Raw genomic sequence first — 23,372 nt, 5'->3', positions numbered from 1 at the left:
GCCGGATGCGCCCCTCGTTTTCACCCGCTTATGGCAGGGGAATCAGGATGCGGAAATCCGTCAATCCAGGCCGGCTTTCGCACTCGATCAACCCCAGGTGCTGTTGCACGAAGGTCTGCGCCAAGGTCAGCCCGAGACCGCTGCCGCCTTCGCGCCCGGAGACAAGCGGATAGAAGATGCGGTCGCGGATGTCGGGGGCGATGCCCGGTCCGTTGTCGATGATATGCAAGTCTAATGCCAGGCCGTAACGTACCTTCGCGAGCGTCATCTGGCGGGCCACCCGGGTGCGCAGGACGATCTCGGCGTCGCCCGCCGCGATACGTTCGCGCAGGGCCTGGGCGGCGTTGTGGACGATGTTCAGGACGGTCTGGATCAGCTGCTCCTTGTCGCCGCGGAACTCGGGAATCGACGCGTCGTAGTCGCGCCGGATGGCCAGCCCCGACGGGAATTCGGCCAGCACGAGACTGCGCACGCGCTCGCACACTTCGTGGATGTTGACGTCGCCCACGATGTGCGGCCGGCGGTGCGGCGCCAGCAGGCGGTCGACGAGCGTCTGCAGCCGGTCGGCCTCCTTGATGATCACCTGCGTGTACTCGCGCAGGGAACTGAGGTGCACGTCCGGCAGTTCCAGCTCCAGCAGCTGGGCCGCGCCACGGATGCCGCCCAGCGGGTTCTTGATCTCGTGGGCGAGATTGCGGATGAGTTCCTTGTTGGCCAGGCTCTGGTCGAGCAGGCGCTCCTCGCGGTCGAGCTTGAGTTGCTGGACGTTCTCGCGCAGCTCGACGACGACCTCGGCCTCGCCGGCCGCGCTGACGATGCTGTGCACGTGCAGCGGGTCGCGCGCCGGCCGGAACAGCGTGAGGTCCTGGCGCAGGTCGGCGTATTTGTGGGCGATCGCCTGCTCGCACAGGGCGCCCAGTTCCTCGCCGTTGGTGAACAGGCCCACGAGCTTCTGGCGCGACAGCGACTTGACGGAAATCTCGAGCAGGTGCTCGGCGGCCGGATTGGCGTAGCGTACGAGCCCATCGGCATCCGCCACGAGCACGGCGGAGGCGAGCATGTCGAGGCCTGCGAAACGGTCGTGCTGGAGAGAATGGGCCTGGGTTCCGTTCATCGCAGGGGTGCCGTCCTTATCGTATGTTGGCGATCTCGCGCTTGAGCGCTTCGATGTTCTTTTCGCTGCGGCCGATGTCGTCGCGCATCTGGGCCACGCGCTCCTGGTACTTCGCGTAATTCTTTTCGTTGCCCTGGCGTTCCGGTTCGCCGTTGTTGAAGACGCGTTTCAGGTCCGCCAGCTTCCGTTCCTCGGCATGCAGCTCGTCTTCGAGGATCGCGCGGCGGTCGTCGTCGCGCGCGCGCTGCGTGGCCGTGTCCACGCGCGGGAATCCAGTGGGATTCGGTGCCGCCGCTGCCGGACGCCCTGCCCCTTGCCGCATCGTCACCGCGGGCGCGGCGCGCGGCACCGGTGCCGGGGCCGAGATATAGCCGGGCAGGTCGAGCACCTTGCAACCGGGTTTATTGATGTCGGTGAATTCCACCCGGCCATTCTTGTCGACGCATTTGTAGACGACGGATTGGGCGCGCGCGCCGTCGTGCGCGGCAAGTCCTGCGAGCAATGCCAGGCGCAGGAGGAAGCAGCTTGTCATTCGCATCAGGTCAGTCTGGATGCATGGTTGGGAAGCTTCCGACTATACCCCATCCAAGAAAAAACGCGAGGCAGCCGGCTGGCTTTCCCCGCGTTTTCGTTACCGTGTGGATACACTCCAGTGCCGGTCGTTTCCAATCCGGCACCAGGTGATGCCAACGAATTACGACGAGTAGTACATGTCGAATTCGGCCGGGTGCGGGGTCATGCGCAGACGCTGGACTTCCTGCATCTTCAGGTCGATGTAGGCGTCGATCATGCTGTCGCTGAACACGCCGCCGCGGGTCAGGAACTCGCGGTCGTTGTTCAGGGCTTCCAGCGCTTCTTCCAGCGATGCGCAGACCGTCGGGATCAGCTTGTCTTCTTCCGGCGGCAGGTGGTACAGGTCCTTCGTCGCGGCTTCGCCCGGGTGGATCTTGTTCTGGATACCGTCCAGACCGGCCATCAGCAGGGCTGCGAAGCACAGGTAGACGTTGGCCAGCGGATCCGGGAAGCGGGTCTCGATGCGGCGGCCTTTCGGGTTCGCCACGTGCGGGATACGGATCGATGCCGAACGGTTACGTGCCGAGTAGGCCAGCTTGACCGGGGCTTCGTAGCCCGGCACCAGGCGCTTGTACGAGTTCGTGCCCGGGTTGGTGATGGCGTTCAGGGCGCGGGCGTGCTTGATGATGCCGCCGATGTAGAACAGTGCCGTTTCCGACAGGCCGGCATAGCCGTCGCCTGCGAACAGGTTCTTGCCGTCTTTCCAGATCGACTGGTGCACGTGCATGCCCGAGCCGTTGTCGCCATTCATCGGCTTCGGCATGAAGGTCGCGGTCTTGCCGTAGCTGTGGGCGACGTTCCAGATCACGTACTTCAGGTTCTGGGTCCAGTCGGCGCGCTCGACCAGCGTCGAGAACTTGGTGCCCAGTTCGTTCTGGCCGGCGCCGGCCACTTCGTGGTGGTGCACTTCGACCGGGATGCCCATCGATTCGAGGATCAGCGACATTTCCGAACGCATGTCCTGGAAGCTGTCGACCGGCGGGACCGGGAAGTAGCCGCCCTTGACGGTCGGACGGTGGCCGCTGTTGCCGCCTTCAAATTCTTTCTCGGTCGACCAGGACGCTTCTTCCGAATCGATCTTGACGAAGCAACCCGACATGTCCAGTTTCCAGCGGACGGAGTCGAAAATGAAGAATTCCGGTTCCGGGCCGAAGTAGGCGGTGTCGCCGATGCCCGACGATTTCAGGTACGCTTCGGCGCGCTTGGCGATCGAACGCGGGTCACGGTCGTAGCCCTTGCCGTCCGACGGTTCGATCACGTCGCACTGCATGAACACGGTCGTCTCTTCCATGAACGGGTCGATGTTCGCGGTGTTCGGGTCAGGGATCAGCAGCATGTCCGATGCTTCGATGCCTTTCCAGCCGGCGATCGACGAGCCGTCGAATGCGTGGCCGGATTCGAACTTGTCTTCGTCAAAATGCGAGATGGGAACGGTCACGTGCTGTTCCTTGCCGCGGGTATCGGCGAAGCGCAAATCAACGAACTTGACTTCGTTGTCCTTCAGCATCTGCATTACATCTGCGGCGGTCCTTGCCATTCGTATCTCCTAAGTCAAAAAGGGGTGTCGACGCCAACCGGGCGTGCGACAGGCGCATAACCTTCTAAGCAGAAATTATGCCAGCATTTTTCCATGAGCAAATAAATAATGATTACTTTGAGGCCCGTCAATTTGCCCCTTAAAATCAATGACACCGTATGGGCGCACGGATTTGATGCAAACCGATACATACGCACCAAACAAGTGCAATTTATCGAGTATGCACCAACTTGATGCGCTCTGCACCAAAAGTGCGAGACGAAGCTTAGCAACGACCCGCAACGGTGCGCAACCAGCCTATAGGGAATTGATGACATGACGACGACCGACGAGATTCTCGCCAACGCCCGGGCCCGTGCGCCCGGCCAGCCGTACGCGGGGGCCGTCACGCCCCGGGAAGCGTTCGAACTTCTGCAATCGGATCCCAGGGTCAAGCTGGTCGACGTGCGCACGAATGCGGAACGCGACTGGATCGGGCGCCCGGCCATTCCGGAAACCCAGCACGGCGCCGTGCAGTGGACGCTGTATCCCGGCGGCGCGCCGAACCCGGATTTCGTCACGCAGCTGAAGAACGTCGCCACGCCGGACGACGTCGTGCTGTTCCTGTGCCGCTCCGGCGTGCGCTCGCGCCACGCGGCGCGCGCGGCCACGGAACTGGGCTACCCGAACGCTTTCGATATCCTGGAAGGCTTTGAAGGCGACCGCGACCCCGAAGGTCATCGCAAGACCGTGGGCGGCTGGTGCAAGGCCGGCCTGCCCTGGATCGGCGCCTGAACCTGCGCCTCGTCTCCCGGTCGTAGTGTGAGAATCGCAGAGATTCCACGCGGTGCGCGCGTGCTAGCATGCCGGCTCGATGCCGACTGGAGATGAGACGATGACGACCGAATCCGCTGTCCCCGCCCGCCTGCGCGTGCGCCTGCTGTGCGCGGGCGTCGCGGCGCTGTTGTGCGCCTGCGGCCCTGGCGGGCCCAAGCGGGAAACAAACAACGGCGGCGGTGGCGAAAGCGGCCCGGGCACCGGCATCAGCGTGCTTGCCGGCGATGCGGTCACCGGCGGCAGCGTGAACAATAAAGGAACGGCCGCCCGCTTCAACACGCCGCGCGGCCTCACTGTCGACACGAACGGCAACGTGTACGTGGCGGACGAGGGCAACGTCGCGATCCGCAAGATCGCGCCGGACGGCACGGTGACCACGTTCGCCGGCCTGCCTGGTGCCGCCGGCACAACCGACGGCAATGGCAACCGCGCCCGCTTCACCCGGCCGACCGCCATCACGATCGACGGCAACGGCGACCTGTACGTCATCGACAACCTCGCCATCCGCAAGATCGCCCCGGACGCCACCGTCACCACGGTGGCAAGGCTGTCGTTCGGCACCTTCGGCATCGAGGCCCAGAATTTTCCGGCCGGGATCGCCGCCGACGGCAACGGCAACCTGATCGTCACCTCGGGCGTCGACACGCGGCGCATCCCGATCTCGAATCCGAACCGCTCTACGACGCTGGAAAACGGCGCCGTCCAGGCCATCTACGGCGCGGGCCAGCTGGTGCCGCGCGGCGTGGCCATCGATCCCGACGGCACGGTGTACGTCGCCGACCTGACCAAGACGCTCAGCCGCGCGACGTCCGGCGCCACCACCCTGACGCCGTTCGTCGGTGCGCGCAACCAGGCCGGCAATGCCGACGGCAACGCGTCGATGGCACGCTTCCAGCAGCTGGTAGCCCTCGCCATCGACAAAAAAGGGAATCTGTACGGCGCCGACGCCATCAACAACACGGTGCGCAAGATCACGACGCCGGACGGGTCCGTCACGACACCGGCCGGCACGGCCACGTCGACGACGCTCAGGACGGGCAAGCTGCCCGGCAGCTTCGCGCAACTGCGCGGCATCGCCGTCGACGGCGGCGGCACCTTGTACGCGACGTCCGGCAACGCCGTCGTAAAAATCGTCCTGCAGTAGGGTGGGCGCCCTGTGCCCACGCGTGACGTCAACACTGAGATGGCGTCATCGCGTGGGCTCGGTGAGCCACCCTACGACGCCAGCGTGGCCCGCACGCGCTGGCGCACGAAGTTGATGTGGCTGCGCAGGCCGTACAAGGCGTCCGCGTACGCCAGCGGGATCGAGATGTGGTTGACGCGCTGCTCGATGTCGTCGAGGCGGCGCAGCAGCTCCGCGCGCGCCTCGTCGCGGTGTTCCTCTCCCGCGTTTTCCAGCGCCTGCTCGACGGCGCGCAGCTGGCCGTACCAGCGGTACACGCGCGAGCGGATGCGCCACACGTACAGCGGCGGCACGATCTTCGACAGCGGGATGATCAACGCCGCCAGCGCCACGACGACGACCCACAGCCGGTCGAACAGGTTCGCCAGCCAGAACGACAGGTAGCGCTGCAGGAACGGCGGGCCGTCGCGGTAATACTTGGCCGCTTCGCGCGCCACCGGGATCTCCGTATAGCGCGGCGACGGGAATTGCCCTTGTTGCTGGAACCAGCCCGTGCCGCCGTGGATGTCCGTGGCCGCCTTGACGAACAGGTCGATCAGCGCCGGGTGCAGGTCCTCGCGCGCCACCAGGGTCGCCGTCGGCGCGATCAGGTGCATGTCGTGCGCGGGGATGTCGCGTCCGAGGTCGACGATCCCGCGCGGCAGCACGACGTGCGTCAGGAACGGCAGCCGGCGCGTGTACGCTTCGGCCTGGTGAAAGTTGAACAGGCGGATGCCGGGCGTCTGCAGCAGCATCTGGATCAGCGGCGCTTCCGGGGCCGAACTGAACACGAGACCGTCGATGCGCCCCGCCAGCAATTCCACCGTGGCGGGCGTGTTCTCGAGCGCGGAGATCGTCAGCTGGCGCGGCTCCAGGCCGTTCACGGCCAGCACCTGGCGGAACAGCTTCGGCACGCCCGTCCCTTCCGGACCGAGGTTGATGCGCAAGCCCTTCAATTGCGTGACGCTGCGCACGTCGAGCTTGCGCCCGCCCGCATCGCGCTCGCGCAGGAACAGCCAGACGGGTTCCGTGAACAGGCTGCCGAGCGAGACGAGGCCGCGGCGCTCGGCCTGCGCCTCGCTCGTCGAGCCGCTCTGCACGAACGCGATGTCGGCCTTGCCGTCGATGAGGCGCTGCAGATTGTCTTCCGACCCGGGCGAGCGTCGCAGCTCGACCCGGATGCCGTCGCGGGCGAGGTTGTCCGCGTACTTGCGGCCGAATTCCTCGTACGCGCTATTGTCCTGGCCCGTCGCAAGGACGACGTGGCGCGGCGGCGCCGGGTCGACGACGATGTACGCGACGATGCAGGCGGCCAGCACGAGGACGGCGGTCGGCGCCACCGCCACGAGCAGGTCGCGCAACGACACGAGGCTGAATTTACGCAGCGGGAGCCGCTTCATGCGGCCCGGCTCCCGTGCGGCGGGCTAGGGAACCCCGCGCTCACTGCAACACTTCGTCCACGGCTGCCGGCTTGGCGTGCTGGGCCTTCGGCGGCGCGTCCGCCTCGGGGTCGGGTTTCGCGGCCGGCTTGCGCGGGCCGGATGGCTTGGCCGGCGCATGGTCGTCGGCCGTGCTCTTGTGCGGCGCGCCCTCGCCTACCGCCTTCGGATGATCGCCGGCCGGCTTGGCGACCGGCTTGTCGGCCGGCTTGTCGGCCGCCTTGGCAACCGCCTTGTCGGCCGGCTTGGCGAGCGGCTTCTCGGCCGGCTTCGCGACCGGTTCCGCGACGGCCGGCGCGGCCTTGGCTGGCGGCGCCTTGGACGCGGCGGCATCGCCCGCCGTGGCTTCCGCGGGTATCGCGGCGTCGGCCGGCGCGGCCTGCTCGGAGTCGCGCGCGACGGCGTCCGCCGGTCCCGCCGGCGCCGGCGCGGCGCGTTCGACGTGCAGGCCCGGGATGGTGACGGTGTCCTGATGCTGGATCATCGGCATCAGGCTCGGCGCCAGCTTCACCAGCAGCTGCACGGGCAATGCGCTCGTGAAGTCGTAGTGGGCCGAGTCCGGACCGTGCACATAGGCCGTCATGCTGCCGAAGAAGCGCTCGCCGATGTTGAACACGAACGTGGCCGAACGGTTCACGTAGCGCGACTCGATCAGGCGGTGGCCGGCGCCGAAGACGTCGAACCGCTGGTCGCCCGTGCCGGTCTTGCCGCCCAGCGCGATCACGCTGCCGTCGTCCTTGACGAAGGCCGTCTTGGCGCGCTTGGCCGTGCCTTCCTGCACGACGCCGCGGATGGCGTTGACGACGGCGCGCGCCACGTCCGGATTCAAGACCTGCTCGCCCTTCTCCGCCCCGCCGCGCTTGACGAGGGTCTCGTATGGCGTGTCCTTGGCGAAGTGCAGCGAGTCGATGCGCTGCGTCGGCTTGCGCACGCCGCCGTTGATGAGGATGCCCATCAGCTCGGCCAGCGCGATCGGACGGTCGGCCGAGGCGCCCAGTGTCGTCGCGTAGGACGGCACGAGCGAGTCGAACGGATAGCCCATCTTCTTCCACTGCGCGTGGATCTTGAGGAAGGCCTCCACTTCGATCAGGCCGGCGATGCGCTTGTCCTGCGCGTGCTTGCGGTGCGTCTTGAACAGCCAGGAATACACCTCCTGGCGTTCCTTCGTCGACGCGCCGACGACCTCGTCCCAGCCGGCCTTCGGATGGGTGCGCAGATAGCCGACGAGCCACAGTTCGAGCGGGTGCACGGAGGCGACGTAGCCGCGGTCGGCCAGCGACATGTTGGCGACCGAGTACTGGTCGTACATCTTGGCGATGCGCTCGTCGTCGACCTCGGCCTCGGCCGGCAGGTAGGTGTGGAGGAACTTGGCGAATTCGGCCGGCGATGCGTCCGGATAGATCGTGCGGTGCACGGCCGCGATCTTCGAGGCCTTGACGCGCACGCCCTGCATCAGCGCCGGCTCGATCTCGTCCCAATTCTTGCCGCGGTACTTGTTCCAGAAGCGGGCCAGGAAGTCCTTGCCTTCGCGGTCGGCGAAGCGCGACAGGTATTCGGCGCGGCGCGGATCGTCGGCGTCGGCCAGCAGTTGCGCGGACGAGCCCGGCAGCTGGAACATGTAGTAGCGCACCACGTCGCGCATCAGGCGCACGAACACGAGGTTCGTCGAGTTCTGCAGCGCCTGCTGCACGGTGAGGATGCGGCTGTCGTCCAGCTTGCTGAAGTTGCCGAAGATGTGCACGCCGCCGCCCGTGAAGAACGCTTCGCCCGGGTTGCCCGAATACTTGCGCTCCATCGCCGCGCCCAGCATCGGCACGAGGCCGCGGTCGGCGCCTTCCGGCAGCGTCTGGAAGTATTCGACGGCCCACTGGCTCAGGCGGTCCTTCGGATCGATGCGGACCTTCGCGAGTTCCGCTTTCGACATCGGCTCGTAGCGCTGGTGCAACTGGTCGATGATGTCGAGGTAGGTCGTCAGGGTGCGCAGCTTCGCCGTCGAACCGAGGTCGAGCTTGGCGCCCTCGTTGATGTCGAGCGGCTGGTCGTAGTTGTCGGTCTGGACGCGCAGGTAGTTGACCTTGTCGCCCCGCTCCATCAGCGTGAAGCTGTACACGACCTTGGACGGGTCCCCGTTGCCCAGCATGCCCTTGCCCGTGAGGCCGGCTTCGGCCGCCGCTTCGTTGTCGGTCAGCTTGCGCAACGTTGCCGTGACGGCCTTCTGCGCGTCGGCGTTCAGCGTCGTCACGACGGACAGGTCGAGACGGTCGAGGTTGTACAGGCGCGAGTCGCCCAGCAGGTTGGCCAGGTGGTTGCGCACGGCGTTGGCGGCCTTGCGCGTGACGAACGTGTTCGCCGGCGGCGGCGCCACGCCCGAACCCAGCGCGGGATGCAGCACGGTGGCAATCGCGGCATCGCGCAGCTGCGTCGAGATCACGCCGGCCTGCGCCAGCACGCGCAGGTGCGCGTTCGTGAGCGTTTCCAGATCCTTCTCGCCGGCGCCCAGGTAATACGCCGGGCGGCGCTGCGCGATCATCAGCGACAGCGCTTCCTTGTAGACGAGGGCGAATTCCGGCGTCACGGTCGCATTTGCTCCATTATTGGCGAGGATGCGGTTGACGTCATTGAAGTCGCGGCCATACCAGACCCACATGCCGTCGCCGATGCCGTTCACCTCGCCGTAGCCGAGCTTGGCCGACAGCGGCACCGTGTTCAGGTATTCGAGCACGATGCGGCGGCGCGTCTTGCTCGTGTCTTCGCCGTCCTGGTAGGAACGCAAGGTGGCCGACGCCATCTGGCGCAGCTTGTCCGACAGCGACGCCGTGCGGCCTTCCGGCGAATGGCGGTATTTTTCGATCTGCGTGGCGAGCGTGCTGCCGCCGGCGACGCGGCCGCCGCCGCCCAGGCCGATGGAATGCACGGTCTTGTCGAACACGGCTTTCGAGAAGCGGTCCCATTCGACGGCCGGGTTGCGCTTGGGGTAAGTCGTGTCGAGCAGTTCGCGGTTCTCGATGAACAGCAGGCTCTTCACGAGCAGCTGCGGCGCGGCGTCGAACTTGTCGTACAGGCGCTCGGGGAAGCGGGCCGAGAACAGCGGTTCGCCGCTGTAATCGAGGATGTCGAGGCCGGCGCGCGTCTTTTCGTGGTACGTGGCGAACAGGCCCAGGTCGGCCAGTTCCAGCATCTTGGGCGACATGCGCGCCTGTTCGACGACGACGTAGTCGCGCGTCTTGAGCTTGGCCAGGTAGTTCGGCAGGTTCGAGTAGCCGAGGCGCTCGTCGTACGGGCTCGCCTGCGGGAAGCGGATCGCGTCGCTGGGGCCTTTGCCCATGCGGTAGGTGAGCTTCTGCGTCAGGCCGGCGAAGAAGCGCGCTTCCAGCGCCGACGTGCGGCTTTCGTAGAAGCCCACGGCGGACACGCCGGCCACGAGGAGCAGCAGCAGGACGAGCAGCGTTCGCTTGGTCTTGCGCCAGCGTCGCTTGGGCTTGGCCGGCTGCGGCTCCGGCGCGGCAGCGCCGTCGCCCGTGCCTGGTTCGAGCTCGGGTTCGAGACTGGTCTCGAAGCTGGGCTCCAGGCGCGGCGGGGCAGTGCGAATGGGCACGTCCTGCTCGGCCGCCATGGCGGGCACGCCGGCGATAAGAGGTTGGACCGGCGCAGCGCCGCCAAACATGCGGCGGACTGCGCGGAAGAAGAAACGGGGCCGTCGTTGACGGCGAATACTATCCATGATGGCTCAACCGGTTTGAAACACGCCTGCAAATCCCGTCAACCTGCTCGCCATCCTGGTGCTGGTCGGTTCGAGTGAGCGAGGTCGTAAAAGTTCACAAAGCGGGCGGCGACCTCACTCCGGATCGCCCTGCCCACAGACATCATTCCACCACATCAATGTGAAATACAGGGACCGCTCATGCAGTTTTTTGACGCTGTCCCGGTATTTTCGCAAAAAAACAACGGCTCAGTTTGCCCGGCTGTCTGCGGACCGCAACGGCTGCGTTTCCGCACCGATCCGTTCCAGCGCAACACACATCTCGGCCCAGGCCGCATCGACCTGGCCGGGCTCGCCTTTCACCCCCAATTCGATATGGCGCCGCGTTCTCGCATCGCCCACGCTGGGCAGGCTGAACACGCGCACGCCGGGATAGCGCGCTTCCAGCGCTTCCATCAGCGGCGTGAGCGTGGCCTCGGCCTGCTCGTACACGAGGAGCGCCCGTTCGGCGCGCGGCTCGCCGTGGAAGCGGTCGGCATACAGCGTATCGAGCACCCACGCGATCATCGGCCACGCCATCACGGGAAAACCGGGCACGAAGTGGTGCTGCGCCACCGTGAAGCCGGGAATGCGGTTGTACGGATTCGGGATCAGGCGCGCGCCCGCCGGGAATTCGGCCATTTTCAGGCGCTGCAGGTTTTCCGGCGCGTTCATGTCGGCGTCCGGGCCGGCGGTCTCGCGGATGCGCTCCTCGATCAAGGTCCGCCCTTCCGGATGCAGTTCGAGCGGCACGCCGAGCGCCGCGGCCGCGCACTGGCGCGTGTGGTCGTCCGGCGTGGCGCCGATGCCGCCGCAGCAAAATACGACGTCGGGCCCGGCGAACGTGCGCCGCAGCAGCGCCGTGATGCGCCCGGGTTCGTCGCCGACGATCTCGGCCCAGGACAGGCCCAAACCGCGCTCGCCCAGGAGCTCGATCACCTTGGGCAGATGCTGGTCGCGCCGCTTCCCGGACAGGATTTCGTCACCGATGATGATGAGGCCGAATGTCATGCGTACCTCCTTCGGCTCCAGTGTGCCACAGTGCGCGGCAGTCTGCCGCGCCGTATGGTCGCGCGTGCGGCCGTCAGGGCGTGACGTCTTTCAGGCCCCGGCCGGCGCGCAGGTCGGCCAGCGCCTGCAGGCAGAAGTACTGGAACCACAGGCCCGTGAAGATGAAGATGACGAGGTAGAGCCAGATCGACAGCACGGCCAGCACGGGGAACAGCACCACCGAGAACAGCGCCCCGCCGATCCAGGCGATACCCGGCAGCGCGCCGAGCAGGCCGGACACGGTACCGATCAGCAGCAGCGACCGCCGCTGCGCGTGCACGATCGTGCGGCGTTCCTCCACGCTTGCGTGGATCGCGAGCGCGTCGTAGGCCATCACCCGCGCCGTCAGCCAGCCCCACAGGACGGCCTGCACGACGAGGGCGAGGGGCGCCAGCGCGTACAGCGGCAGGGTGACGAGCCACAGCAGCGCGAACACGACGATGCCGGACAGGTTCACACCCAGGCTGCCCAGAAAGCTGCCGCCCTCCTTGCGTTCGAGCGTCGGGAACTGCACGCGGCTGACGTGGCGCGCGATGGCCGGCATGGCGCCCACGCCGATGAACAGCAGCGACGTGATGATCATCAGCGGCAGCAGCACGAGCATTGCCACGAGCGGGATCACGAGCGTCTTCAAAAAGCCCAGGCCCAGGGTGGCGAGGATGCTGCCGCTCGTCTCGAACAGGCCGTAGTCGGCGAACAGCGCGTGCAGCCAGTCCAGCAGCGGCTGCATGCCGGTGTACAGCAGGCCGCCCCACAGCGCCAGCGACAGCAGCAGCGGCACGACGGACAACAGCAGCATGCGCCCCGAGAACTGCGAACGCAGCGCGCGGCCGTAGGCGATGGCGACGGGGCGGATCATGCCGCGTTGCGCCGGCTGCCGGCGTCGAACAGGCGCACGAGGCCCAGCCACTGCTGGCGCCAGAATCCGCGTCCGTAATCGCGCGCCGGCCGGATGGTTCCATCGGGATTCGTGCGCGCGAACTGGTCGCGCACGCCCGTGCCGTGCCAGCCGGGCGTGAAGTTGGCGGTGCCGAAGATCTGGTCCCAGGCCGGCAGCAGCACGCCGAAATTGCAGCCGCCCAGCTCGCGCCCCCGCGATTCGTGGCCGATGCCGACGGCGTGGTGGGTGCGGTGGAAGCGCGGCGACACGAGCAGGCGCTCGCCGAGGCGGCCGAAGTGGATGCGCACGTTCGCGTGCTGCAGGCTTTGCAGCGCGCGCGACACCGAGACGAGCAGCACGTACTGGCTCGGCGCCACGCCGATCGCCAGCGCCAGGATCGCCATGTAGACGTCGCGCAGCAGGTCGTCGAGCAGGTGGTTGCGGTCGTCGCTCCACAGATTCATGTTCACCTGGCTGTGGTGCAGGCTGTGCAGCGCCCACCACCAGCGGAATCTGTGCTGGCCGCGGTGGAACCAGTAATCGAAGAAGTCCAGCACGACGAGGTACGACAGGAAGCTGGCGAGCGGGTGGAAGCCCGTCATCAGGCCTTCCAGGTTGAACGGGTGGACGCCTTCCATGCGCAGCGCCGCGGCGACGGCGTCCATGACCGGGTCGAGCGTGAAGAACACGGCCATGCTGAACAGGCCGAGGCGGTGGATCAGCGTGTAGACGAAATCGTTCCAGCGCGCGTAGCGGTCCGTCATCTTGTGCACGGGGATGATGGCTTCCAGCGGGCGCAGCACGAGGTACAGGGCCGCCACTTCGCAGGCGCCGGCGAGGAACCATTCGACGCCCTCGAAGGCGTCTTCGAGGTATTCGCCGAGGCCCAGGGCGAACATCGCGGGTTCGACCGCGTTCTCGAACAGCCATCCCTGCAGGAAGGCGAACCCATCGAGGAAATGCTGGATCACGGATGCTCCCTCATTGTCGCGAAACAAAAGCCTTTGCGTTCGAGCCCGGTGATGAGCGGCTCGAGGTTCGCCGGCATCCATGGGTCCTTGCGCGACCAGATCCCCATGTGGGCCATGAAGATGTCGCCGTCCTTCAGGTTGTCCAGCGCGCGCTTCAAGAGCACCGCGTTCGGGAATTTTTCGCTGGACGTCTCGTCGCCCGAGAAGCCGGCCGGCGCCCAGCCCACGTGCCGGTAGCCGCAGCTCGTCGCGGCGGCCAGGATGTTGGGCGAGCTGTGGCCGCCCGGCGTGCGGAAGATCGGGTCGAGGTGGCGGCCGGTCAGTTGCGTAAAACGCGTGTCGACGCGGCGCAGTTCGTCGCAGTATTGCTGCGCCGTCCACGTCTCCTTCCGCCCCGCGTGCGCGCCGAATTGCGGCTTGACGACGATGCCCCCACCCGCCTCGTCGCGCTGGAAGTAGACGTGGTCGAACGTGTGGCTGCCAAACGCGTGGCCTTCCGCCACGCGCGCCTTCCAGTAATCGGCCCAGGACGGATCGAGCGACCAGTCGCCGCGCACCGTCTTCTCGTTGGCGAGGAAGAAGGTCGCCTTGATGCGGTGGCGGCGCAGCGTGTCGGCGATCAGCTCGGCCTGCGACTGGCTGCCCGTGTCGAACGTCAGGTAGATCGTGCCGCGGCACGCCGGCGCATCGGCGGCATGTGCGCCAGCCTGAGCGATCGATGTGGCCGCCAGCAGCGCGATGACGGCGGCATGCGGGGGCCGCGGCATCACATCCGCGGCGCCGAGTTGGCGAAGAACACGCCATGCGGCGAGCGGCCCACCGGGATGAGCTTGAGCACCTTGCGGCTCGCGACGTCGATCACGGCGACCTTCTTGATCCAGCGGAGCGTCACCCACAGCGTCTTGCCGTCATTCGTCAGTTCCATGCAATCCGGACCGCCCGGCACGGGAATCATGCCGACGTTTTCCAGCGTGACCTGGTCGATGATGTTGATCGAATTCTGCACGCGGTTCGACACGAACACGTGGCGGCGGTCGCCGACGGCGCGGAAGTTGTGGGCGCCCTCGCCCGTCTTGATGCGCTTGACGGTCTTTTGGGCGCGCCAGTCGATCACCTCGACGTAGTCGCTGCCCATGATCCCGACGAGCAGGTATTTGTCGTCCGGCGTCATCGCGATGCCGGCCGGGAGCTTGCCGACCGGGAGGGTCCACCTGACGGTCTGCGTTTTCAAATCGATGGCGCTGACCTGGTCGCTGCCCTGCTGCGTGACGAACGCCGTCGTGCTGGCCGCGTCGAACGCGATGTGGCTCGGCATGCGCGCCAGCGGCAGGCGCTTGCTGAGCACGAGGTTGCCGCCGTCGTATTTGTAGATGTCGACGCGGTCCAGGCGCAGCGACGCCGACACGAACCATTTCTGGTCGGGCGAGAAGCCGATCTGGTACGGGTCGAGCACGTCGGCCAGGCGGCGCTGCACCTTGCCCGTGACGGGATCGAGGAAGATCAGCTCGTTGCCCGCCGAGCTGGCGACGATCACCGACTTGTTGTCCGGCGTGGCCATCAGGTGGTGCGGCTCCTTGCCGACCGCGAACGTGCCGTTGTCCGCGCCCGTCGCCTGGTCGAGCAGCTGGACGGTGGCATCGCGCGAATTGAGCACGACCACGACGTTCGCATGGGCGGCCTGGATGGCCGAAAACAGGACGAAACCAGAGATGAGAGACTTGCGGAAGCGACGCAGCATGGAACGACGAGAGTCCGAGGAAGGAAAGCTTTATTCTACGGGGAAACTTGAACAGCCCGTAGGGGCGGACGCTTGAATCGGACGCGACCGGCGCGCCGCCGCAACACAGTGGACAGGCCGTCAATGGCACTTTGACAGGTCATGCACTACAATCGGCCTTTCACTCCGAACAACAAGGGAAAACCATGTCCATCACCACCACGAATTCCGGCCTGCAATATGAAGATACCGTCGTCGGCAGCGGCGCCGAAGCGAAGGCCGGCAACTACGTGACCGTGCACTACACCGGCTGGCTGCAGAACGACGACGGCAGCACCGGCGTCAAGTTCGATTCCAGCAAAGACCGCAACGATCCGTTCCAGTTCCCGCTGGGCGCCGGTCACGTGATCCGCGGCTGGGACGAAGGGGTGCAGGGCATGAAGGTCGGCGGCGCGCGCCGTCTGATCATCCCGGCGAGCCTGGGCTACGGCGCACGCGGCGCCGGCGGCGTGATTCCGCCGAACGCCACCCTGATCTTCGACGTCGAGCTGCTGGACGTCTGACCTGCGTCGCAGGGTGGGCGGCTGTGCCGTCCGCCCTACCGAACAATCCCTCTAAAATCCGCTCAAATCAGCAGTGATTCCGTACACGATGCGCTAAGATGCGCGAAGTTTTGCCTTCCATACATGGCAAGAAACCGCATCCGTCGAAAGGAATTACCATGAGTTTGCAAGAACAGTTCGCCCAGGCCCAGCTCGATTCGAAGAATCTGCCGGAGCGTCCGGACAATATGACCCTGCTGAAAATCTACGCACTGTTCAAGCAGGCGTCGACCGGCGACGTCAGCGGCGAGCGTCCCGGCTTCACCGACATGGTCGGCCGCGCCAAGTACGACGCCTGGGCCAGCCTGAAAGGCACCTCGCAGGACGAGGCGATGCAGCAGTACGTCGACCTGATCGAAGAACTCAAGGACCTGTAAATACCTTGCGCATGCTGTCGACCACCTTCTGCTCGATGGTGGACGCGAAAGCACTCATCAAAAAGCCCAGCTTGATGCGCAACGCGGCTTGGCGCTCGCCCAACGTGAGCGCCCCTTCCACGCCGGTGCGTGCGAAACGCAGCACATCCCCTTCCCATTTGCAATTCAGTCCATAGTCGCGGGCCAGCTTGTCCGCCACCTTTTGCGCGGCGGCGCGCGCGTCGGTCTGGCTCAGGTTGTGCGGTTGGGTGATGCTGATGTCCGGCATTCGATGTCCTTACTGATTCAAATCAAACAAGCCCGCCATCATGCCAGCTGATGAGCGCAAAGGCCAGCGCTCGCCTAGAGAATAATCAATTGATGAGCGTCAATGCTCCCATCGGCTAAGGGACGACCATTCTTCGTATGAATCGAGGAGGAAGCGACCATGGACTCATCCACCCCCACCCGCCGTCCGCTGTCCGTCGGGTTCGTGCCGACACCCAGCGCCCCCTATCGCCAGCACCGCAAGGCCGCGCAGCTGCTCGACCAGCCGGGCAAGCCGCGCCCGCTGGCCGGCCCCGGCAGCGCCTCGCCGCTTGACGCGGCGCGGCCGGCCGGCGTGCCCCTGCCCTACGCGTCCGGCGCGCGCGTGCTGATGTGGAAGCAGGATCCGTCGGTGGACGAGATCGGCACGCGCAAGGTGTTCCTGCCCGGCGTCGTGCTGGCCGGGCCGAGAGATGCGCGCATCGTGCTGGGCGGCGCCGATATCCCGCCGGTCGAACCGAATGCGTTCGGCGACTTCGTGACGATGCCGGACACGCCGCAGTTCGACGCCGTCCACACGTTCGCCGTCGTGCGCCAGACCTTGACGATGTACCAGCGCGCGCTGTCGACGGCGGGCAACGCGATGCCCCTGCCCTGGCAGTGGAACAGCAGCGCGGACACGGCGCCGCTGCAGGTGTATCCGCACGGCCTGCCGAACGTGATGAACGCGTATTACAGCCGGTCTCAGGCCTGCCTGAAATTCGGCGACTTCGTGCCGGGCGGAGCAACGGCGCGCGTGTACACCTGCCGCTCGTTCGACATCGTCTCGCACGAAACCGGGCACGCCGTGCTGGACGGCCTCAAGCCGCATTGGCTGCTGGCCGACAATCCCCCGCAGACGGGCGGCTTGCACGAGTCGTTCGGCGATCTGACGGCGATCTTCCTCGCCCTGTCCCAGCTCGACCAGTGCGACGCCGTCATCGCCCAGACCAAGGCGCACCTGCACGATAAAACCTTCCTGGCCGACATCGCCGAGCAATTCGGCCTCGCCCTCGGCAGCACGACGGGCTTGCGCAATGCCGACAACGACCTGACGCTGTCGCAGGCTGGCACCGAGGTGCACGCGATCTCGCAAGTGTTCACGGGCGCGGTCTACGACGTCCTCGCCGACGTGTTCGCCTTCGAGCGCAATCCCGCGCTGGAGGATTGCGCGAGCGTCCTGCACCGCGTCGCCGGCTGGCTGCGCGGCCTGGTGCTGCGCGCGCTGATCGCCGCCCCCGACGTGGCCGCCACGTTCGCCGACGTCGCCAACGAAATGCTGCGCCTCGCGCGCGCGGACGGCAAACCGCAGGACACCATCAACGCCATCCGCGACCGCTTCGCGCGGCGCGAGGTGTTCGCCGTGCCGGCCGGCGTCGCCGGCGACCACCCGGCCGGCCTGCGCCTGCCGCCGCTCGTGACGGACGCGCCGGGCGCGCGCCAGGACCGGCGCGCCTGCTGCGGCACGATGAACTTGGCCGAATACTACGATGTCGAACGCGTCCTGCAGGCGGAAGCGGGCGCGCTGGCGCGCTGGTGCGCCGAACATGGGCGGTCCGGACCGGCCGGCGCAGCGCCGTCCACGACGCAGACGTCGGTGGCGCTGAAGACTGTGACGGTGACGGATGAAGCCGGCGCCGCCGTCGCGACGGCCACCGTGGTGGACCTGCCGAAGGCGCCATGAGGGGCCCGGACAGGCCCGTTTCCCGGGCCGGCACAGGCGCTCCGAGTACATTTGCTTATGTGTATTGTGTATAAGCCTGATTTGTCGTAGAAGCAGAATTGCCCTAAAATACAGTGCTTTGCCGCGTCCGGCGAACGGGCGCGTCGAACAACCTGCTGCGCGTTGCACTGCCGTTCTGCGATGCTCGCTGTACCGTTCGTACAGCTGCGCTTCCGGAACAACATTGCTGCCGCTCGCGACGGTTGTTCGAGGCGCCCGAACGTTCCCTGTAAAAATTACGCGCCGCCGCTCCCACTCATTGATAGGACTGTTATGACCCACGTTGTCACCGAATCGTGCATCCGTTGTCGCTATACCGATTGCGTGGATGTATGCCCGGTAGATTGTTTCCGGGAAGGCCCGAATTTCCTCGCCATTGACCCGGACGAGTGCATCGACTGCGCCGTGTGCGTGGCGGAGTGCCCGGTCAACGCGATCTACGCGGAAGAGGACGTGCCGTCGGACCAGCAGCAATTCATCAAGCTCAACGCCGACCTGGCGCGCAACTGGCCGTCGATCACCAAGACGAAGCCGGCTCTGCCCGACGCGGACGAGTGGAAAGACGTCAAGAGCAAGCTGGACCAGCTGGCCCGCTAAACCGTTCACGAGCGCCGGCCCGCCGCGGCCGGCGTCCTTTGCCGGTCCCAGCAGACGTGCGCCATTCGTGGCACACTATCCGCCCTCGTCCTACCTACAGCACATCATTTTCAGGAAATTAGCATGACTATCAGTGCCACCCCCGAAGTGGGCACCATCGCTCCCAACAGCTCCTTTGCCGGCGCCATCGAAGCCGATGCCGTGATCATCGGCGCGGGCCCGGTCGGCCTGTTCCAGGTGTTCGAGCTGGGCCTGCTGGAGATCAAAGCCCACGTGATCGATTCGCTGCCGGCCGTCGGCGGCCAGTGCGTGGAGCTGTATCCGGACAAGCCGATTTACGACATCCCGGCCGTGCCCGTCTGCACCGGCCAGGAACTGACCGACAACCTGCTCAAGCAGATCGAGCCGTTCGAGCCGACCTTCCACCTGGGCCAGGAAGTCACGACCGTCCAGCGCCGTGAAGACCACCGCTTCAACGTCGAAACGTCGACCGGCACCCGCTTCATCACCAAGACCATCTTCATCGCGGCCGGCGTCGGTTCGTTCCAGGCGCGCACGATCAAGGTCGACGGCATCGACAAGTTCGAGAACAGCCAGCTGTTCTACCGCGTCAAGGATCCGAGCCTGTTCGAAGGCAAGAACCTCGTCATCTGCGGCGGCGGCGACTCCGCCCTGGACTGGGCGCTGAACTTCGTCGGCAAGGCCGAATCCGTCGTGCTGGTGCACCGTCGCGAAGACTTCCGCGCCGCCCCGGCGTCCGTCGCCAAGATGAAGCAGCTGTGCGAAGAATACGAGATGCAGCTGATCATCGGCCAGGTCACCGGCTTCGACGAGAAGGACGGCCAGCTGTCCGAAGTCAAGGTCACCGGTGCCGACGGCGTCACCCGCCGCGTGCCGCTGGACATGCTGATGGTGTTCTTCGGCCTGTCGCCGAAGCTGGGCCCGATCGCCGAATGGGGCCTGGACATCGAACGCCGCCAGCTGAAGGTCATGGACACCGAAAAGTTCGAGACCAACGTGCCGGGCATCTTCGCCGTGGGCGACATCAACACCTACCCGGGCAAGAAGAAGCTGATCCTGTCGGGCTTCCACGAAGCCGCGCTGGCCGCCTTCGGCGCCGCGCCGTACATCTTCCCGGACAAGAAGATCCACATGCAGTACACGACGACCTCGCCGAAGCTGCACAAGATCCTCGGCGTCGAGACGCCTGTGTTCGACTGACCGTTCCGTAACGGTAGTACTACGAAAATGCCCCGCCGACGCGGGGCATTTTTCTTATGTAGTGCACTTAACGAACCGGCTCCGGCCATCTGTGATACAAATTGTGCAATGCAGTAATAAACAGATTGTGACTCAGGCTCGATGTTGCCCCACGCCAAGCCGAATGAGCCTATAATTGATCGAACACGTTGCGCAAACGATTTCAAATTGCGCACAGAGTCATGAAGGAAAAAATTATGCTTTACCAACTGCACGAGATGCAACGCTCCTTCCTGAACCCGCTGATGCAGTGGGCCGACGCCTCTGCCAAACTGTTTTCGAATCCGGTCTCGCCGTTCGCGCACACCCCGTTCTCGCAGCGTATCGCTGCCGGCTACGAGTTGATGTACCGCCTCGGCAAGGACTATGAGAAACCTGCTTTCGGCTTGAACTCGACCATCATCAACGGGAAGACGGTCGGCATCATGGAACGCGAGGTCGTCAGCAAGCCGTTCTGCAAGCTGATGCACTTCAAGAAGGACATGAGCGACAGCGAGTTCGCCGCGCTCAAACAGCCGACGGTGCTCGTCGTGGCCCCGCTGTCGGGCCACCACGCCACGCTGCTGCGCGACACCGTCCGCGCCCTGCTGCCGGACCAGGACGTCTACATCACCGACTGGGTCGACGCGCGCATGGTGCCGCTGTCGGACGGTCCGTTCCACCTGGACGACTATGTGTATTACGTCCAGGACTTCATCCGCCACCTCGGCCCGGACGTGCACGTCATCTCCGTGTGCCAGCCGACCGTGCCGGTGCTCGCCGCGATCTCGCTGATGGCGACGAACAAGGATCCCAAGTTGCCCAAGACCATGGTCATGATGGGCGGCCCGATCGACCCGCGCAAATCGCCGACGGCCGTCAACGACCTGGCGGTGGAAAAGCCGTACTCCTGGTTCGAGAACACGGTGATCTACGCCGTGCCGGGCAATTACCCGGGCTTCGGCCGCAAGGTGTATCCGGGCTTCCTGCAGCATGCCGGCTTCATCGCCATGAACCCGGGCCGCCACGCCCAGAGCCACCGCGAGTTCTACCAGCACCTGGTGCGCGGCGACGACGATTCGGCGGAAGCGCACCGCAAATTCTACGACGAGTACAACGCCGTCCTCGACATGCCGGCCGAGTATTACCTGGAAACGATTAAAACGGTATTCCAGGAAACCCGTTTGCCCAAGGGCACGTGGGAAGTCGGCGGCCAGCTCGTGCGTCCGCAAGACATCGAGAACGTCGCGCTGTTCACGATCGAAGGCGAGCTGGATGACATCTCCGGCGCCGGCCAGACCCATGCGGCGCACGACCTGTGCACCAGCATCCCGGCCGAGAAACAGCAGCAGTTCACGGCACCGAAGTGCGGCCACTACGGCATCTTCTCGGGCCGCCGCTGGCGCGAGATCATCTGCCCGATGATCGGCGAGTTCATCCGCAAGAACGCCTGAGCGTTGCGCTTGCCTCAATAAAATGCCGCGGCCCGAACCGCGGCATTTTTGTTTATTGCGGCGCGCGCGTGCCGGCGAACTCGATCATCCAGTGCACGCCGTAGCGGTCGACGACGGCGCCGAAGCCATCGGCCCACGCCGTCGCGCGCAAGGGAATGCGGACATCGCCGCCCTCGCCCAGCGCCTGCAGGATGCGGGCCGCGTCGATGTTGCTGTCCACGTGCAGGTTCAGCGAAAAGCCCTGGAAGGCCGGCGCGCCGGCGTGATGTCCCTCGGACAAATACACGACGGTCGCGCCGATGCGCAGGCCGGCCCGGATGATCTTGCCCGGACTGCCGGGCGCCAAGTATTGCGGTTGCGCGTCAGGGATCGCCGTCAGCTGGAACAGCACCTCGGCGTGGAGAATGTCACGATAAAAGGACAGGGCGTCGGCACACAGGCCGGGAAAATAGATCGTTGGAATCGCTTGCATGAAAGTCGCTGAATCCATGAATAGAGAGTGGATGGCCCACCGGACGACCTTCTTGCGATCGACGGGAAGGAAGGCTGGCCTCGGATACGCCCGGCAGGGATACGTGTTTCACGATGGCCTCCTTTCTTCTGTTGATGGCGCGACAAGTCTAGGGCAGATTGCCGCCGGGCTCAAGACAAAAAGGACCGCTCCGGCAAGGGCATCTTCGACGACAACCGGCTTTTCGCGGATAATGACGGTTTAGCAAACGCTGAACGCCGCTTTATCAGCCGCCAGACCGCCGTGACCAAAACGCTCGCCGACCAGATCGAAGACCTGCTGCCGCAGACCCAGTGCACCAAGTGCGGCTATCCCGCCTGCCGCCCGTACGCGGAAGCGATCGCGCGCGGCGAGGCCGAGATCAACCAGTGCCCGCCCGGCGGCCTCGAAGGCGTCGCGCGGCTGGCGCGGATCACCGGCCGGCCCGTCATCCCGATCAACCCGGCCAACGGCGTCGAACGTCCGCGCCCCGTCGCATTCATCGACGAAAACCTGTGCATCGGCTGCACGCTGTGCATCCAGGCGTGCCCCGTCGACGCGATCCTCGGCGCGGCCAAGCAGATGCACACGATCTTGCCGAGCCTGTGCACGGGCTGCGACCTGTGCGTGGCACCCTGCCCCGTCGATTGCATCGCCATGATCCCGCGCACCGACGATCCGGCAAGCGAGCCGACCGGCTGGGCCGCGTGGTCGCAGGAACAGGCCGACGCCGCGCGCGCCCGCCACGACTTCCGCACCGAGCGCCTGCGCCGCGAAAAGGAAGAAAACGACGCGCGCCTGGCCGCCAAGGCCGTCGAAAAGATGCGCGCCGTGACGGCGGAAGCCGCGAATACGGCGGAAGAACTGGCGGAAAAGGAACGCAAGCGCGCCATCATCGCGGCCGCCATCGAGCGCGCGAAACAGAAGGCCGCCCCGGACAACAAGAAATAAGCATCGATGAATCCCGCCAAACGCCTCGAGATCTTCACGCGCTTTCGTGACGCCAATCCGCATCCCACCACCGAACTCGAATACACGACGCCGTTCGAACTCTTGATCGCCGTGCTGCTGTCCGCGCAATCGACGGACGTCGGCGTCAACAAGGCCACGCGCCGCCTGTACCCGGTGGCGAACACGCCGCAGGCGATCCTCGACCTGGGCCTGGACGAATTGAAAACCTATATCTCGACGATCGGCCTGTACAACAACAAGGCGAAGAACGTCATCGCCACGTGCGAGATCCTCGTGAACCAGTACGGCGGCGAAGTGCCGCGGTCGCGCGAAGCGCTGGAAGCCCTGCCCGGCGTGGGCCGCAAGACGGCGAACGTCGTGCTGAACACGGCGTTCGGCGAGCCGACGATGGCGGTCGACACGCACATCTTCCGCGTGGCGAACCGCACGAAGATCGCGCCCGGCAAGAACGTCGACGAGGTCGAACAGAAGCTGCTGAAATTCGTGCCGAAGGAATTCCTGCACGATGCGCACCACTGGCTGATCCTGCACGGGCGCTACACCTGCGTGGCGCGCAAGCCCAAGTGCTGGAACTGCATCATCAACGACCTGTGCGAGTACAAGGACAAGACGCCGGCGCCAAAGGATGCATGAGC

Annotated in this window: 22 protein-coding genes; 10 read left to right on the top strand and 12 right to left on the bottom strand. The window is 65.7% G+C overall.

Annotated features, from left to right (window positions below; genetic code table 11):
• Positions 1 to 28: 28 nt before the first annotated feature.
• From glnL to glnA, 3 genes are all read right to left on the bottom strand, one after another.
• Positions 29 to 1,114, bottom strand: coding sequence for a nitrogen regulation protein NR(II) (gene glnL, locus BVG12_RS25785; RefSeq protein WP_075794887.1), 1,086 nt, complete (start codon positions 1,112 to 1,114; stop codon positions 29 to 31).
• Positions 1,115 to 1,130: 16 nt separating this feature from the next.
• Positions 1,131 to 1,646, bottom strand: a complete 516-nt coding sequence (locus tag BVG12_RS25780; RefSeq protein ID WP_075794886.1) for a DUF4124 domain-containing protein — start codon at positions 1,644 to 1,646, stop codon at positions 1,131 to 1,133.
• A gap of 162 nt (positions 1,647 to 1,808) precedes the next feature.
• Positions 1,809 to 3,224: a type I glutamate--ammonia ligase gene (glnA, locus tag BVG12_RS25775; protein WP_075794885.1), complete on the bottom strand. Its 1,416-nt coding sequence runs from the start codon at positions 3,222 to 3,224 to the stop codon at positions 1,809 to 1,811.
• Between the two features lie 315 nt (positions 3,225 to 3,539).
• Between glnA and BVG12_RS25770 the strand changes: the two genes are divergently transcribed.
• Complete coding sequence (locus BVG12_RS25770) at positions 3,540 to 3,998, top strand: rhodanese-like domain-containing protein (protein WP_075794884.1); 459 nt, start codon at positions 3,540 to 3,542, stop codon at positions 3,996 to 3,998.
• Between the two features lie 100 nt (positions 3,999 to 4,098).
• Positions 4,099 to 5,184: an NHL repeat-containing protein gene (locus BVG12_RS25765; RefSeq protein WP_075794883.1), complete on the top strand. Its 1,086-nt coding sequence runs from the start codon at positions 4,099 to 4,101 to the stop codon at positions 5,182 to 5,184.
• Between the two features lie 71 nt (positions 5,185 to 5,255).
• On the opposite strand, the gene BVG12_RS25760 is transcribed toward BVG12_RS25765, so the two are convergent.
• The 7 genes from BVG12_RS25760 to BVG12_RS25730 all read right to left on the bottom strand — a co-directional run bounded on the left by BVG12_RS25760 (position 5,256) and on the right by BVG12_RS25730 (position 15,019).
• Positions 5,256 to 6,602, bottom strand: coding sequence for a TAXI family TRAP transporter solute-binding subunit (locus BVG12_RS25760; protein WP_075794882.1), 1,347 nt, complete (start codon positions 6,600 to 6,602; stop codon positions 5,256 to 5,258).
• Between the two features lie 40 nt (positions 6,603 to 6,642).
• Entirely contained in the window at positions 6,643 to 10,236 is a 3,594-nt protein-coding gene (locus BVG12_RS25755; RefSeq protein ID WP_370662815.1) for a transglycosylase domain-containing protein, read from the bottom strand.
• Positions 10,237 to 10,590: 354 nt separating this feature from the next.
• A complete protein-coding gene (locus BVG12_RS25750; RefSeq protein ID WP_075794881.1) occupies positions 10,591 to 11,391 on the bottom strand; it encodes a competence/damage-inducible protein A in 801 nt (266 codons plus the stop codon).
• A 73-nt stretch (positions 11,392 to 11,464) separates the two neighbouring features.
• A complete protein-coding gene (locus tag BVG12_RS25745; RefSeq protein ID WP_075794880.1) occupies positions 11,465 to 12,289 on the bottom strand; it encodes an EI24 domain-containing protein in 825 nt (274 codons plus the stop codon).
• Positions 12,286 to 13,281, bottom strand: a complete 996-nt coding sequence (locus BVG12_RS25740; protein ID WP_075794879.1) for a sterol desaturase family protein — start codon at positions 13,279 to 13,281, stop codon at positions 12,286 to 12,288. Before BVG12_RS25740 ends, BVG12_RS25745 begins: the two co-directional genes overlap by 4 nt.
• Entirely contained in the window at positions 13,278 to 14,048 is a 771-nt protein-coding gene (locus tag BVG12_RS25735; protein WP_075794878.1) for a polysaccharide deacetylase family protein, read from the bottom strand. The genes BVG12_RS25740 and BVG12_RS25735 overlap by 4 nt, the downstream gene beginning before the upstream one ends.
• Positions 14,048 to 15,019: a YVTN family beta-propeller repeat protein gene (locus BVG12_RS25730; protein WP_075794877.1), complete on the bottom strand. Its 972-nt coding sequence runs from the start codon at positions 15,017 to 15,019 to the stop codon at positions 14,048 to 14,050. The genes BVG12_RS25735 and BVG12_RS25730 overlap by 1 nt, the downstream gene beginning before the upstream one ends.
• 185 nt (positions 15,020 to 15,204) lie before the next feature.
• On the opposite strand from BVG12_RS25730, the gene BVG12_RS25725 reads away from it, so the two are divergent.
• Together BVG12_RS25725 and BVG12_RS25720 are read left to right on the top strand one after the other, a co-directional pair.
• Positions 15,205 to 15,561: an FKBP-type peptidyl-prolyl cis-trans isomerase gene (locus tag BVG12_RS25725; RefSeq protein WP_036235195.1), complete on the top strand. Its 357-nt coding sequence runs from the start codon at positions 15,205 to 15,207 to the stop codon at positions 15,559 to 15,561.
• A gap of 158 nt (positions 15,562 to 15,719) precedes the next feature.
• Positions 15,720 to 15,977: an acyl-CoA-binding protein gene (locus BVG12_RS25720; RefSeq protein ID WP_075794876.1), complete on the top strand. Its 258-nt coding sequence runs from the start codon at positions 15,720 to 15,722 to the stop codon at positions 15,975 to 15,977.
• Here BVG12_RS25720 and BVG12_RS25715 read toward each other — a convergent pair.
• Complete coding sequence (locus BVG12_RS25715) at positions 15,964 to 16,245, bottom strand: polyhydroxyalkanoic acid system family protein (protein WP_075794875.1); 282 nt, start codon at positions 16,243 to 16,245, stop codon at positions 15,964 to 15,966. The genes BVG12_RS25720 and BVG12_RS25715 overlap by 14 nt on opposite strands.
• A 159-nt stretch (positions 16,246 to 16,404) precedes the next feature.
• On the opposite strand from BVG12_RS25715, the gene BVG12_RS25710 reads away from it, so the two are divergent.
• The 4 genes from BVG12_RS25710 to BVG12_RS25695 all read left to right on the top strand — a co-directional run bounded on the left by BVG12_RS25710 (position 16,405) and on the right by BVG12_RS25695 (position 21,275).
• The gene (locus BVG12_RS25710) at positions 16,405 to 17,946 is read left to right on the top strand and encodes a gluzincin family metallopeptidase (protein ID WP_229503712.1); all 1,542 of its coding nucleotides are present in this window, start codon (positions 16,405 to 16,407) and stop codon (positions 17,944 to 17,946) included.
• Between the two features lie 312 nt (positions 17,947 to 18,258).
• Positions 18,259 to 18,582, top strand: coding sequence for a ferredoxin FdxA (gene fdxA / locus BVG12_RS25705; protein WP_075794874.1), 324 nt, complete (start codon positions 18,259 to 18,261; stop codon positions 18,580 to 18,582).
• 123 nt (positions 18,583 to 18,705) lie between these two features.
• Positions 18,706 to 19,803 (top strand): NAD(P)/FAD-dependent oxidoreductase, encoded by a 1,098-nt coding sequence (locus BVG12_RS25700; RefSeq protein ID WP_075794873.1) that lies wholly within the window; start codon positions 18,706 to 18,708, stop codon positions 19,801 to 19,803.
• 236 nt (positions 19,804 to 20,039) lie between these two features.
• Positions 20,040 to 21,275 carry a polyhydroxyalkanoate depolymerase gene (locus BVG12_RS25695; RefSeq protein ID WP_075794872.1) on the top strand — a complete coding sequence of 412 codons (1,236 nt, stop codon included), beginning with the start codon at positions 20,040 to 20,042 and terminating at the stop codon, positions 21,273 to 21,275.
• Positions 21,276 to 21,327: 52 nt separating this feature from the next.
• Here BVG12_RS25695 and BVG12_RS25690 read toward each other — a convergent pair whose 3' ends face one another.
• A complete protein-coding gene (locus BVG12_RS25690) occupies positions 21,328 to 21,747 on the bottom strand; it encodes a VOC family protein (protein ID WP_075794871.1) in 420 nt (139 codons plus the stop codon).
• Between the two features lie 264 nt (positions 21,748 to 22,011).
• Between BVG12_RS25690 and rsxB the strand changes: the two genes are divergently transcribed.
• Both rsxB and nth read left to right on the top strand, forming a co-directional pair.
• Positions 22,012 to 22,716, top strand: a complete 705-nt coding sequence (rsxB, locus tag BVG12_RS25685) for an electron transport complex subunit RsxB (protein WP_267877492.1) — start codon at positions 22,012 to 22,014, stop codon at positions 22,714 to 22,716.
• A 6-nt stretch (positions 22,717 to 22,722) separates the two neighbouring features.
• Positions 22,723 to 23,370 (top strand): endonuclease III, encoded by a 648-nt coding sequence (gene nth, locus BVG12_RS25680; RefSeq protein ID WP_075794869.1) that lies wholly within the window; start codon positions 22,723 to 22,725, stop codon positions 23,368 to 23,370.
• The last annotated feature ends 2 nt before the right edge of the window (positions 23,371 to 23,372 follow it).

The sequence above is a fragment of the Massilia putida genome, assembly GCF_001941825.1.
Taxonomy (GTDB): Bacteria; Pseudomonadota; Gammaproteobacteria; order Burkholderiales; family Burkholderiaceae_D; genus Telluria; species Telluria putida.
The sequence above is the reverse complement of the archived record's forward strand: the minus strand, read 5'-3'. Positions and strand labels throughout refer to the sequence as shown.